Genomic DNA, 13,845 nt, shown 5'->3' with positions numbered 1-13,845 from the left:
TGTAACTCAGTTTCAACTCAGGTAAATATTACTTGGTGCATGGCAGAGATTTTAAAACATATGGCGTTCAAGGCCCGTGGCATCGAGGATCTTGGTGGCGATCTCCTCGACCGATTGGTTGGTGGTGTCTATATAAGGAATACGTTCTTTCTTGAACATCATCTCCACCTCTTTGACTTCGAGGCGGCACTGGCGCAGTGAAGAGTAGCGGCTGTTCTCCATTCGACTTTGGCGTATTTCATGCAGACGCACGGGCTCAATGGTCAGGCCGAACAGCTTGGATTTGTTGCGTTTCAGTATTTCCGGCAACTTGAGGTTATCCATATCGTCTTGAATAAAGGGGTAGTTGGCGGCCTTGATACCGAACTGCATCGACAGATAGAGGCTGGATGGCGTCTTGCCGCAGCGGGAAACCCCCAGCAGGATAATGTCGGCCTTATCCATATGTTTCATGGTCTGGCCATCGTCGTTCTCCATGGCAAAGTTAATGGCATCGATACGGGCATCATAACCCGCTTTGGCCATACCATGGGTTCGATGCAGTGAAGGGCTCGCTGTGACCCCCAATTGTTGTTCCAGTGGTGCGACGAAAGTGTTCAAAAAGTCATAGTCTAGGCCTTCACTGGAGTAAATAATGTCGCGAATTTCCGGTTTGACGATGGAATGGAACACCAGAGGCCGTTCCCCTGTTGTAATAAAACTATCGTTAATTTGTTTTTTAACGGCTTCGGCCTTAACGGTATTTTCGACAAAAGGAATGGTAAGTGAGTCAAATTCCAATGGAAATTGAGAAAGTACCGCGTGACCAAACACCTCGGCTGTGATCGCGGTTCCATCAGAAATGTAGAATACTTTACGTGCCATGCCGACCTCATGTAGTAATAAAATTACAAATAAAATTATAGATTTACGCTTGTTGCCTCGGAGTGTAAAATGCCGCTGCCCTCGTGTGAAGGGGCCACTGAAATAAACTTGCGGAGATAGAACTGTGCAGCAATACGTACTCTGGTATCAGGAATTAGGCATGGGTGACGTCAACAAGGTCGGCGGTAAAAACGCTTCCCTTGGTGAAATGATCAGTAATCTGGCCAATGCCGGTGTTCAAGTACCTGGCGGCTTTGCGACCACATCCCACGCGTTCAATGAGTTTCTTGAGCAAAGTGGAGTAAACCAGAAGATATACGACATTCTTGACACATTGGATGTAGATGATGTCAACGCACTGGCTAAAGTTGGTGCACAGATCAGACAGTGGGTTATCGAAACCCCATTTCAGCCAGAACTCGAACAAGCGATTCGAGAAGCTTACGAAAAATTAGCCTCTGAAACCCAAGACGCTTCATTCGCCGTGCGTTCCTCTGCCACCGCAGAAGATATGCCCGACGCTTCATTTGCCGGTCAGCAAGAAACCTTCCTTAACGTAAAGGGCTTCGACGCTGTATTGGTTGCCATCAAGCATGTGTTTGCCTCTCTGTTTAACGATCGCGCTATCTCCTATCGTGTGCATCAGGGGTACGACCATCGCGGCGTGGCACTGTCTGCCGGTGTTCAGCGCATGGTACGTTCCGACAAAGCGGCTTCCGGCGTGATGTTCACCATGGATACCGAATCTGGCAACAAGGATGTGGTATTTATCACTTCTTCCTTCGGTCTGGGCGAAATGGTGGTACAAGGTGCGGTTAACCCGGACGAGTTCTACGTACACAAGCCAACCCTGACAGCCGGTCACAAGGCCGTTGTACGTCGTAACATCGGCAGCAAGCTGATCCAGATGGTGTACTCGGATGACGCATCTCACGGCAAGCAGGTGAAAATTGAAGATGTCGCCAAAGAACAGCGCATGACTTTCTCCATCAACGATGAAGAAGTGATGGAACTGGCCAAGCAGGCGATGATCATTGAAAAGCATTATGGCCGTCCGATGGATATCGAATGGGCCAAAGACGGTAACGACGGTCGTCTCTACATAGTTCAGGCTCGCCCTGAAACCGTGCGTTCCCGTGAAGATGTGCAGCTGATTGAGCGTTATCACCTCAAGAGCCGCGGCGAAGTGATCTGTGAAGGTCGCGCCATCGGCCACAAGGTGGGCTCAGGTATTGCCAAGGTGCTCAACTCTATCGACGAAATGGACAAGATCCAGCCAGGCGATGTACTGGTTACCGATATGACTGACCCGGATTGGGAACCTATCATGAAGCGCGCCAGCGCCATTGTCACCAACCGTGGTGGCCGTACCTGTCACGCAGCCATTATCGCCCGTGAACTGGGCGTGCCTGCGGTAGTGGGTTGTGGTGACGTGACCGACAAAATTCAAAATGGTCAGGAAGTGACTGTATCCTGCGCCGAAGGCGACACAGGTTATATCTATCAAGGCAAGCTGGAGTTTGATGTGATTTCCAGCCGCGTTGATTCCATGCCTGATCTGCCGATGAAGATAATGATGAACGTGGGTAACCCTGACCGCGCCTTCGACTTTGCCCGTCTGCCTAATGAAGGTGTGGGTCTGGCCCGTCTCGAGTTCATCATCAACCGCATGATAGGCATTCACCCCAAGGCTCTGCTGGAATTCGATCAGCAAACCGACGAGCTGAAAGCCGAGATCACCGAGATGATCGCCGGTTATGAATCTCCGGTTGAATACTATGTTGCCCGTCTGGTGGAAGGTATTTCTTCTATTGCTGCAGCATTCCACCCCAAGAAGGCTATCGTGCGTATGTCTGACTTTAAGTCAAACGAATACGCCAACCTGATCGGCGGTGACAAGTACGAGCCAGAGGAAGAGAACCCAATGCTGGGCTTCCGTGGCGCCAGCCGCTACATCTCCGAGTCGTTCCGCGATTGTTTTGCCCTAGAGTGTGAAGCCATTAAGCGGGTTCGTAACGACATGGGGCTGAAGAACGTTGAGATCATGATCCCGTTCGTTCGTACTCTGGAAGAAGGCCGTCAGGTTATTGAACTGCTGAAAGAGCAAGGTCTGGAGCGTGGTAAAGATGGTCTGCGCGTCATCATGATGTGCGAACTGCCATCCAACGCCCTGCTGGCGGATCAGTTCCTGGAGATGTTCGATGGTTTCTCCATCGGCTCCAACGACCTGACTCAGCTGACTCTGGGCCTGGACCGCGACTCTGGTATCATCAGTCACCTGTTCGATGAGCGTAACGAAGCCGTTAAGGCGCTGCTGGCGATGGCTATCAAGTCTGCCAAGGCCAAGGGTGCTTACGTGGGTATCTGTGGTCAGGGCCCTTCGGATCACGCCGACTTTGCCGCCTGGTTGGTGGAGCAGGGCATAGACACAGTGTCTCTGAACCCAGACACAGTGATCGACACCTGGTTGTACCTGGCTGAAGCCCACGGCTAACAACTCAGTAAGTTATGAAAGAAGCCGCTTTTTAGCGGCTTTTTTTTGTTTATAATGGCCCGATAACAAAAAATTTATTCGAGCATAAGATGTTACCCCTACTTTCACACCAACAAACTCTGGAACCCTTGTATCTGGAATATCTGGATGCGCTGGAGCAGCGCGGTTTTCGCGGCGATATTGACCGGCGTTACAGTGCCCGCTTGGCGCAAGCGACGGATAACTCTGTTTATCAGTTTCTGCCACAGGCGGTGCTATACCCCAGAGACAGCGCAGATATTGCCATGGCGTTACGGCTCGCCTGTGAGGAAGCCTTTGCCAAGGTGGTCTTCAGTGCCCGAGGCGGCGGTACCGGAACCAATGGCCAGGCGCTGACCCATGGGATAGTGCTGGATCTCTCGCGCCATATGAACCGGGTGTTGGAAGTTAATCCAGAGGAAGGTTGGGTCAGAGTCGAGGCCGGTGTGGTCAAGGATGCGCTCAATGATGCGTTGCGTCCGCACGGCTTTTTCTTCAGCCCGGATCTTTCCACCTCCAACCGTGCCACCCTGGGCGGCATGATTAATACCGATGCCTCCGGCGCCGGCTCGCTGGTGTATGGCAAGACTTCGGATCATGTGCTGGAGCTCACCAGTGTGTTGGTGGATGGCAGTGTGCTGCACACGGCTCCGGTGAGCCGCGAGGCACTGGAATCGGGTGAGAAAGTCACTGACAACCCGCTCGGCAACAAGTTGATTACCGAGGTGGCCCGTCGCTGCCGTGAGCAGCGAGAGCTGATTGAACAGCGCTTTCCCAAACTGAATCGTTTTTTGACCGGTTACGATCTGAAAAACGTCTGGGATCAACAGCTAAGCGAATTTAATCTGTCGCGGATCCTCACGGGCTCTGAGGGAACGCTGGCGGTGGTGACTGAGGCCAAACTGGATATCACCCCCTTGCCGGCCAGCCGCCTTATGATCAACATCAAATATGACTCTTTTGAATCGGCGCTGCGCCATGCGCCCGACTTGGTGCTCGCCAATGCCACTGTGGTGGAAACCGTCGATTCCAAGGTGCTGAATCTGGCGCGGGAAGACATTATCTGGCACTCGGTATCCGAGCTTATCCAGGAAGTGCCCGGCAAAATAATCGATGGTCTTAACATGGTGGAGTTTGCCGGAGAACAAGCCCAGGTCGATGAGCGGGCTGAGCGTCTGGCCGCGGCGTTGGATGCACAGATTGCCGCCGGTGAGAAAGGGGTGCTTGGGTATCAGCTCACCCGGGATGCCGGTTCCATCAATAAGATTTATGCCATGCGCAAGAAGGCTGTGGGGCTGCTCGGGGCCACCAAAGGTCGCCGCAAACCGATAGCCTTCGCCGAAGATACCGCCGTACCACCTGAAAAGCTCGCCGACTATATTATGGAGTTCCGTGCCCTGTTGGATAGCCATCAACTGCAATACGGCATGTTCGGCCATGTGGATGCCGGGGTGCTGCATGTGCGTCCGGCGCTGGATATGTGCGATCCCAAGGATGAAGCCTTGCTGCGCACCGTCTCGGATCAAGTGGCAGCACTGACGCAGAAATACGGCGGCCTGATGTGGGGCGAGCACGGTAAAGGCGTGCGTGGTGAGTATGGCCCCCAGGTATTTGGCAAGCAGCTTTGGAGTGAGCTTGAAGAAGTTAAGACGCTGTTCGATCCCCAGAATAAACTCAACCCGGGTAAGCTGGTGGCGCCCAAAGGCCAACAGCTTATCTACAATGTCGACAGTACCAAGCGCGGCAGTTTCGATAGGCAAATACCTGTCAGTGTCCGCAATGCTTTCCCGGATGTGATGAACTGTAACGGTAACGGCCTGTGTTTCAACTACAGCCGCTTTTCGCCCATGTGCCCCTCGTTCAAGGTGACAGGAGACAGGATCCATTCGCCCAAGGGCCGCGCCGGATTAATGCGTGAGTGGCTGCGACTGCTGGAATCTGAAGGCGTCGATGTCAATGATCTGGCCAAGTCCAAACCCATGGGCCTGTTGCAGCGGCTGCAGAACAGCCTCAATGCCAAGAAAGAATACGACTATTCCCACGAGGTGATGGAGTCGCTCAAGGGCTGTCTCGCTTGTAAGGCGTGCTCCGGCCAGTGTCCGGTGAAGGTGGATGTCCCCAAGTTCCGGGCACAGTTTTTCAGTATCTATTACCGCCGTTATCAGCGTCCCGCCAAGGATTACCTGGTGGCCGGTGTCGAGGATTCGGTGCAGCTGATGGTCAAGGCCCCCCGGCTGAGTAACTTTGCGGCGCAGAACCCTTTATCCAAGTGGGTGATTAAAAAGGCTCTGGGGTATGTGGATGCGCCCGCGCTGTCTGTACCTACGCTGAAACAGCGCCTGGATGCTCACCCCAGCCGCGGTTATGATCTCAACGCCTTGAGCGCTATTCCTGCCGCTGAGCGACAAAACTATGTGTTGGTGGTGCAGGATCCTTTCAACAGCTTCTACGATGCCGAACTGGTTTATCGCTTTATTCGCCTGATTGAAGCGCTTGGACTCAAGCCGGTATTGCTGCCGTTCAAGCCAAATGGTAAACCGGCTCATATCAAGGGGTTTCTGGAGCAGTTTGCCAAGACGGCGCAGACCGCCGCCGATTTTCTCAATCAGGTGCATGCTCTTGGCATGCCCATGGTGGGGGTAGATCCTGCGTTGGTGCTGGTTTATCGCGACGAATACCGTGAGGCGCTCGGCGCCAAGCGCGGCCAATTCAATGTCCAGCTTGCCAGCGAGTGGCTCAGTGCCATGCTCGAGCAGTTACCGCAACTGCCTGCAAGCGGGCGCGAGTTCACCTGGTTCAGCCACTGCACTGAATCCAGTGCTCGCCCCGGCACTGCCAAAGAATGGCAAACCATCTTTGCCCGTTTTGGTGCCAAGTTGGGAACCGTGAATCTGGGTTGTTGCGGCATGGCCGGTACCTATGGCCATGAGCTGGAAAACCTGCCACGCTCCAAGGCTTTGTATGAGATGTCCTGGGACGAGGCGATAAAGTCGCTGCCGCAGGAGCAGATATTGGTGTCCGGTTATTCCTGTCGCAGCCAGGTCAAACGTTTTGGTGGCTTCAGGCCCAGGCACCCCATCGAAGCCTTGCTGGAGCTGACTCAGGCGCAAGCCTGAGAGCGCCAAAAATAGGGAACCCAAAATAGGAAGTCAGGATGAAACAGTCAGCAGACAAGGTGAGTGAGGCCCTGAAAGGGTTGGGGGCAAGGCCTGACTTGTGTCAGCAGCAAGCCCTGTTTGAGATAGACGTTAAAGGTGACTGGTATTATCTCAACTCACCACTGCCGGCCAAGTTTGCCAGGCTCTTCAGTAGTATTTTGCACTGCATCGAGGGTGAACATCTGTTGATCACCCCGGCAGAGCGTTTGAAGGTAGCGGTGACCGACACACCGCTCATCATAGTCGATTACAATCAGTTAGATATCGAGGCCGAGAGCAGCCGTTTTGCCCTGGTTTGCTCCCAGGGTAATGAGTTCGAGGTGCTGGGGCTCAATGCCTTTGAGAGCGCCGAATCCGGGCTATTGGTAAGCTTGCCTCGAGGTCTAAAGGCCAGGCTTGGGCGTGCCTGTTTCTATCGCTTTGCCGAAACCTATCTACTGAGTTAAATATTAACGGAATCGCTTTGCCATTCAGGCAGATATAAAACCTTTATTTACAGTAGCCTGACTGTAAATGCCCCATTGTTCTCCTTTCTTGTGTTAGTGAAATATTCAGCAGGTGGTAGTATTAATACCATTGGTATAGAAGTTTGATTGACTCAGAATCGGGTTAGCCACTCAAGTTTAAGGCGGATTGTCGGCTGGCAATCGTGTACCCATAGGGGAGTCATAAAGCCGTATATTTGGGCAGGTCAATGCGGTTTTATTCCGCTTGAGATGTCATATGCCGCTTTCATGCTCCCTGTGTAGGTCAATCATTTTGCGCAGTGGTATAGTTAAACTCGGCAGCGGAAATGGCCCGGCGCCAATGAAACAGAATAAGCGATTTTGTTGCATAAAGCGCTTGCCCCTGCCGCTAGCGAACAGACAAGCCCTGAAGTACAGGAGGTGTTGCTTGAACCGCAAAGAGAGTCTCGGTTATCTGGTATCCCATTTGAACGTGGAACTGCAACATGAACTGGATAGCCGCCTGAAGCGTTATCAGCTGGATATTAAACTCTGGCCTGTGTTGTTTGCGCTCTGGCAAGAGGAAGGGATAAGCCAAACCGAGTTGTCACGTCGCTGTGATGTGGCCAACTACACCATGACACGCCTGCTGGATCAACTGCAGGTACAAGGCTTAATCTATCGCCATCAGGAAGAAGACAACCGACGTGCATTTCAAATTTTCCTGACCGATCAGGCCAAGGCGATGGAGCAGGATTTGATTCGCGAGGCCGAGCGGGTCAACGAGAAGTTTATGGCGGCCTTGGATGAGCCGGAAAGAGGGCAGCTGCTCATGCTGCTCAACAAGATCAATCATACTGACAAGCGTTAACCCTATGGTTGAATGTATGCTCGGTAAATCAAAGATAAACCAAGAGCGCGCACACCAATCCCCCCAGTAGCAACCAGTGTTGCAGATGTGAGCTGCTTGACTGCTGTTTCCCCTGTTTGAGGCTCGCCAGCAGGCGGTTACACTTGTAGATGCGACAGATAGTCAGCTCTGTGGTGGGGTCAACCAGGAGTTGCATCCGGCAACGTACACCGTTACGCAACTTGAAGCTGTGCTCGCTCTGCAGCCCCAGGTTGAATTTGCTGGATACCACTTTACCGTCGACAAACAAACGCTCAAATCCATTCCAGTTGCTGGCCTGTAATTCAACCTTTTGCTGTTCCACTTCATAGCCGAATCTGAGCATCACTAACTCCCTGACATGCGAGATGACGAATGCTAAGTCAAGCAGAGGTAGATGACGCTTGCCAGTCCGTAAAAATGAATTTTCTGTTTCCGGCGCTTATCTCTTTGCCGACAGGAGGAAAATTTTTTCAGTAATAAAAAAGGGCCCGAAGGCCCATTTATGGAATATGGTTGAGCCTAGGCTTGGGTACCATTGATGATGGCACGGGCCATCTCATCGGCTACTTCGGCCGTGGTACGGTTCTGCTCATCGGCCTGTTTGAAGATGGTCAACAGGGTGTTGTAGATCTCTTCAACCTTGGCGGTAGACTTGGCGGCATCATAGTCCTTTTCGAAAGACACGTTGATGATACCACCGGCGTTGATCACATAGTCTGGAGCGTAGAGGATGCCCATCTGCTTGAGCTGCTCGCCGTGGCGAGGCTCAGCCAGCTGGTTATTGGCACAGCCTGCGACTATGTTCGCTTTCAGCTGTGGCAGTGTGGTGTCGTTAAGTGTCGCACCCAGGGCGCAAGGGGCATAGACATCCACGTCCAGAGCATAGATGTCTTGAGGAGCAACCACCACGGCGCCAAAGTCGGTGGCGACCTTGTCCAGTGATGCTTGATGAATATCGGTTACAAACAGCTCGGCCCCTTCGGCATGCAGGTGCTTGCACAGATAATAGCCCACATGGCCTACGCCCTGAACGGCTATCTTGAGGCCCTTGAGGCTATCTTTGTCCAGTTTGTGTTTAACGGCAGCCTTGATACCTAAGTAAGTTCCCATGGCGGTAAAAGGAGAGGGATCGCCGCTCATACCTTCCAGGCCAAGCACATAAGGGGTTTCATCATGGGCAATCATGATGTCGGCAGGGGTGGTGCCCACATCTTCGGCCGAGTAGTAGCGGCCGCCGAGGCTGTGAACAAAACGGCCAAAGGCGCGGAACAGCTGCTCACGATTTTCTGTCTTGGGATCGGCAATGATCACTGACTTACCGCCACCCATGGCCAGACCGGCCAGGGCATTCTTGTAAGTCATACCGCGGGAGAGGCGCAACACATCAGTGAGGGCTTCATCATCTGATTGATAGTTCCACATACGGCAACCCCCAACGGCTGGACCCAGGTTGGTATTGTGGATGGCGATGATGGCACGCAGGCCACTTTCCTTGTCATGACAGAATACTACCTGTTCATGTTCGTCGAATGATACATGATTAAATACAGCCACGTCTGTTCTCCGCTGTGCATATTGGGGCGGCGCTTAGCGGCCGCCTACCGCTTGTTATATTTATTGCAGAACCATAGCATTTAGCGATACTCTCAACAAAGCTGATGAGCAGAATAATTGTGATCTATCTGGCAATTTTGCTTTCCACTTTACGTTAACGTAAAGCTGGTTTAGTTCTCGGTCTGAAGCCTTGTTACCGTGTTGCGACTCAAGGCGGCTCGGGGGCTAAATCGAATCGACACAGAATAAAAAGCACAATAAAAACAAACAAGAAGAAAGGAAAGTTTATGACTGAACAGACAAGTACACCGCCCAGCGCCGAACAGCAGGAAGCCTTGCGTCAGGCTTGGGTGCGTGAACAGTTCCAGAAAGCCAATAAATTTCTTGCAGAGAAAGGGGTGATCCCCAGCAAAGTAGTACCGGCAGAAAGCCGCTATCTGGCGCCTTATGTCGCCATGTGGAAAATCGAATCCAAACAGCCCAGCCATAAGACTTATTGGGTAATGTCCGGTGACTTGCCTTCCGACTATGTTGATGTCAGCGTAGCGGCCACTGCTCGCGAAGCCTTGCGTCACTTTTCGCTGACCTGGCAGCTTAAGGCCGAGAACCTGGTGCAGTCGGGGGCAACCAAAGATCCTACCCAGGCCAAGTTTGCCCAGTTGCTGGTCTCCAGAGCCGAGAGCCTCTACAAAATTCAGCAGGATGATCAACTCTGGGGTTGAGTCTCCGTAATTGTTGAACAGTAAAAAATTAACACGAGAATGCCGTTCACTGATAGTGAACGGCATTCTTTTTTAGCGCGTATGCCATGGGGCAAGGGCGCTCAGTGACAACGAACAGCCGCGGTGTCTAGCATGATGCCGCCAAACCTTAGGGCTAAAAATAACCAGATCAAGCTGGAGCCAATACCCCATAAGCCGATATGGGATAGAGCCGACCGACTATGAGGTTTTGCCCATTTCCAGGCCAGTAATAGACTCCAACCAACGCCCAGCCATAACAGTATGGAAAACCAAGGCATGATGTCACTATCGCGCGCCAATCCAGTGAACTGCCATTGGCTGCCCCCAAGTTGTGCCAGACCATTCACCAGATTACTGATACCGCGGCTCATAAACATCATTAATCCATGTGATAACAACAGACATAACAGCAGAGGGATATTGATCGATAGCATGTCTGGCAACCAATTCTGCTTGCGGTCTTTGATAAAGATTGAGGCCGCGACAGCAGAGCTCCAGACGATAGTGGCGGTTATTAATAGTGCAAACAGAGTCAATAATAGCCCGGATACGTTGAGCCAAGGGAGCGTTATTGAGGGGCTTAAGTATTCGGCTAACGTGTTCCAGGGCAGTAGCTCTCTCATGTTGCTCCTATCCCATCTGTGCTGCAGTTGCGTTTGGATTGTGACCATGGCAATTAATGCTATATAGGCCCAAGCATAGATCATCGGGCGGGGGACCTGAGGTCGGTGCGTTGAATACCCCAGGCTTAATGAGGAACATTGAGAAAAGCATGCCAGGCAGAGATTACAACTTTGATGTTGGCGGCTGTCGTTTAACAGTGGCAATGAGATACGTTGCGGGCAGAGGCGACTGCACTCGACTGAACGGCAGTTTTGGCAATCTTGACTCAATTTTACGGTAAGAGAGCTTGTGTTGGAGCATCCTTGGGCTATTACAGCAAAAGGGCACAGGCTGCGACAGAAGGGGGCGTCGCGGTAATATATCGACATTAACAACATCAGTAGCAAAAAAGTGCTGAAAAATATCAAGGTGGCGGTCAAAGGGAGTTTCCCATAGCCTCCTGAAACTGCGGCATTGACCAACCAATAACTGCCGAGCAGCGTGGCTAAACTCCAGCCCATATGGTTCAATCTTTGAGGTAGGCGACGGCCAAGACCAAACCTACTTATGCTTCGCCCCAGGACGCCCAAAGGGCAGAAGGCGCAAAACAGTGGGCCGGATAGTAATAACAAGGTCACGGTAAGTACCGGCCAGAATAACCCCCAGAACAGGCTACGAACCCAGAGTTCACTCTTATCCGGAAGCCACCATCCCGCCAAAAGGGTCACTAGAAATACCGTGACCCCAGACCATTGAATGAGCTTCAACAAGCCACGTCCATTAAACATAGAGGGCATCTTTTTTATCCTCAAAAGCGATAGTGCAGGGTGGCATTGATATGGCGTCCAGGTTGGGTGAGGCGATCCGGGTTCATTTGTGGATCGGCTTGTAACCCGGCCAAATTGCCATAAAGCCAATATCGCTCATCGGTTAAGTTCATGATGCCTACTTGCAATTTGAGTTCGTCAGTGACCTGCCAGTAAGCCAGCAAATCCATGTACAGGTATTCAGGCGCGGTCAAATTGTTAAGCTCTGTCCAGTCGTCTCCTTGTTTGGCGGCACTGTATTTGATAAACCAGCTGGCCCCCCAGTGTCCATCAGGGTGGTCATAACTCAGATCCAGAGTGCTGTTGAAAGGGGCTATAGTGTCCAGAGCCCTTTGAGTAAGACGATTTTTACCTTCTGACCAGGCGGCAGACATTCTTAATGACGCCCCATCTAACCAATCAGACAGTTGCCAATGGGCCTTGAGCTCGGCGCCACGGATCCAAGCTTCGCCGACATTCTGGTATTGCATTACATTTGGCCAGACAGTGTCATCAACAACGCTGTCAATAAAATCTCGGTAGTCGTTGTAGTAAAGCGCGGCCTCTAATTGAGTATTTTTACTGTTCCAACGAATGCCCCACTCATAGTTGGTACTACGCTCGGCTTCGAGCGATTCGTTGGGAAGAATGGTGACATGGGGTAAGTCGAGACGATAGTAAAGATCGTATAAAGAAGGGGCCCGGTAACCGCTGGTAACCGTAATATAGCTGCCAAGCTCGTCGGTTAAACGATATAGCAAGCCGGTATTGAATGTCAGTACATTACTTTCATGACGAGCCAAATCCCCGTCGGGATCGGTACGATAATCGTCATATCTCAATCCTAAATCCCATTGCAGTGGGAAAGCATTTGCTGTTAGTTGTTGTTTAATAAAAAGTCCGCTACGCAGGGCTTTGGCTGCAGGCATGGTCGTATTGGTGTCGGTCACCACCCCGGTTTCTGAGTCGAGATCTTGATAAAATGAGTCAAACTCACTGTGTACTACCGATACACCATAGATCCAATGTTGTTCAGCACTATTTAAGGACACTTGCTTGTCAAACTGACCATGTAGTTGCAGATGTTTGTCTTCACGGTTGCGGATTAATACACAGTCGGCAAGGCAGTCGGTATTTTTTGTACGGTAATTGTCATTGTCGGTATCGGCTTGTTGCCAACTGAGATGCCATTGCCAGGAATCAAATAAATGCTTGTTGGCATCCCATTGGTGCGCCATGGTTAGGCGCCAGCGCGATTGTTCGCTTTCGAGCCGGTTATTGAAGTAAAGAGTATCGGGTTGATTGCCTCGCCCGGCAACCGTATAGCCTTCCATTGACCATAAATCGCTATCGCCATCGCGCAAGTATAGTTCTGCCGTGAGCGCCAAGGTTTGGGAACCTGTCAGTTGCGATACCCCCTTTAGCAATAAATTGTGACTCCGATAATTGGCCGGATCGGCCAGCCCTCTCATGACGCCAATGATATCGGCACCCTCTCCGTGAGCTTGTGTTTCGGCTTCATCTCGGAATGTATAAATTGCCAATCCTTGCCAGTTACCATTGTCTACTGCGGCTTCGAGGGTGTTTTTAACCCCCTGATTAGCACCGGTATAGCCCAGAGACAGGTTCAGCGCCCGGGCTTCTCCTTGAAGTACATCATCAGGTGTTTTGGTGCGTAATAGTACGGCCCCACCTATCGCATCACTGCCATAGAGGCTGGAAGCCGCATTTTTATTGATTTCAATGGCGGTGAGAGTATCGAGTTCAAAACCCGCAGAATATTGGTTGATCACATCTGTATGAGGGGAGCCGCTGCCAGCTTTAAAAAATACCGGTTGTTCTATGCCATCAATCAGTAGTTTTACCCTGTCTTCGTTCATACCTCGAATGTTGAAGCTGCTTAAGCCGAACTTCCCGGTGCCGGCTATTTCGACCCCAGGTTCCGCTTTGACTGCATCTTGGACATTGTTGGCCATATTACGAGCCATCTCCTGGGAAGAAATAGCCGTGACACTGCCGCTGACATTTGAGATGGCGGCGGCACTTCGATTCCCCACGACCACCATGACTTCATCCACCGTTTGGGCGTGTAGCAGGTAACTTGGCAAGAGTGCCAATGTGATTGTTGATATGGAAAAAGTCAGAGGTTTCACGAGGTTATCCTACATAGATTTACAATGAGTGCATGATAGGAATAGACACAGATAAAAATGGATGCGACCAATTGTCGCATGCTCAATAATGCTTTGTTTATTATGAGTATTTCA

Annotated in this window: 10 protein-coding genes; 5 read left to right on the top strand and 5 right to left on the bottom strand. The window is 51.4% G+C overall.

What is annotated here, in order from left to right; translation table 11 throughout:
- Window positions 1–51: 51 nt before the first annotated feature.
- Window positions 52–864, bottom strand: coding sequence for a posphoenolpyruvate synthetase regulatory kinase/phosphorylase PpsR (gene ppsR, locus K5621_RS11955; protein ID WP_100145698.1), 813 nt, complete (start codon window positions 862–864; stop codon window positions 52–54).
- A 124-nt stretch (window positions 865–988) separates the two neighbouring features.
- Between ppsR and ppsA the strand changes: the two genes are divergently transcribed.
- From ppsA to K5621_RS11935, 4 genes are all read left to right on the top strand, one after another.
- Window positions 989–3,358: a phosphoenolpyruvate synthase gene (gene ppsA / locus K5621_RS11950; RefSeq protein WP_100145699.1), complete on the top strand. Its 2,370-nt coding sequence runs from the start codon at window positions 989–991 to the stop codon at window positions 3,356–3,358.
- Between the two features lie 89 nt (window positions 3,359–3,447).
- Window positions 3,448–6,492 carry a D-2-hydroxyglutarate dehydrogenase YdiJ gene (gene ydiJ / locus K5621_RS11945; RefSeq protein ID WP_221049337.1) on the top strand — a complete coding sequence of 1,015 codons (3,045 nt, stop codon included), beginning with the start codon at window positions 3,448–3,450 and terminating at the stop codon, window positions 6,490–6,492.
- Window positions 6,493–6,530: 38 nt separating this feature from the next.
- Window positions 6,531–6,980, top strand: a complete 450-nt coding sequence (locus tag K5621_RS11940) for a DUF1285 domain-containing protein (RefSeq protein WP_221049336.1) — start codon at window positions 6,531–6,533, stop codon at window positions 6,978–6,980.
- A 448-nt stretch (window positions 6,981–7,428) separates the two neighbouring features.
- Window positions 7,429–7,851 (top strand): MarR family winged helix-turn-helix transcriptional regulator, encoded by a 423-nt coding sequence (locus tag K5621_RS11935; protein ID WP_025011184.1) that lies wholly within the window; start codon window positions 7,429–7,431, stop codon window positions 7,849–7,851.
- A gap of 28 nt (window positions 7,852–7,879) precedes the next feature.
- Here the strand turns inward: K5621_RS11935 and K5621_RS11930 are convergent, their stop codons facing one another.
- Together K5621_RS11930 and K5621_RS11925 are read right to left on the bottom strand one after the other, a co-directional pair.
- On the bottom strand, window positions 7,880–8,215 hold the full coding sequence (locus K5621_RS11930) for a hypothetical protein (protein ID WP_100145701.1): 336 nt from the start codon (window positions 8,213–8,215) through the stop codon (window positions 7,880–7,882).
- A 176-nt stretch (window positions 8,216–8,391) separates the two neighbouring features.
- The gene (locus tag K5621_RS11925; protein WP_100145702.1) at window positions 8,392–9,426 is read right to left on the bottom strand and encodes a Glu/Leu/Phe/Val dehydrogenase dimerization domain-containing protein; all 1,035 of its coding nucleotides are present in this window, start codon (window positions 9,424–9,426) and stop codon (window positions 8,392–8,394) included.
- A 287-nt stretch (window positions 9,427–9,713) separates the two neighbouring features.
- Here K5621_RS11925 and K5621_RS11920 point away from each other — a divergent pair, with 287 nt between their 5' ends.
- Window positions 9,714–10,148 (top strand): DUF4826 family protein, encoded by a 435-nt coding sequence (locus K5621_RS11920; RefSeq protein WP_100145703.1) that lies wholly within the window; start codon window positions 9,714–9,716, stop codon window positions 10,146–10,148.
- Between the two features lie 101 nt (window positions 10,149–10,249).
- Here the strand turns inward: K5621_RS11920 and K5621_RS11915 are convergent, their stop codons facing one another.
- Both K5621_RS11915 and K5621_RS11910 read right to left on the bottom strand, forming a co-directional pair.
- Window positions 10,250–10,792, bottom strand: coding sequence for a hypothetical protein (locus K5621_RS11915; protein WP_157929113.1), 543 nt, complete (start codon window positions 10,790–10,792; stop codon window positions 10,250–10,252).
- A gap of 788 nt (window positions 10,793–11,580) precedes the next feature.
- Entirely contained in the window at window positions 11,581–13,731 is a 2,151-nt protein-coding gene (locus K5621_RS11910) for a TonB-dependent hemoglobin/transferrin/lactoferrin family receptor (RefSeq protein WP_221049335.1), read from the bottom strand.
- Window positions 13,732–13,845: the final 114 nt, after the last annotated feature.

The sequence above is a fragment of the Shewanella carassii genome (assembly GCF_019670705.1).
Classification (GTDB): domain Bacteria; phylum Pseudomonadota; class Gammaproteobacteria; order Enterobacterales; family Shewanellaceae; genus Shewanella; species Shewanella carassii.
The sequence above is the reverse complement of the archived record's forward strand: the minus strand, read 5'-3'. Positions and strand labels throughout refer to the sequence as shown.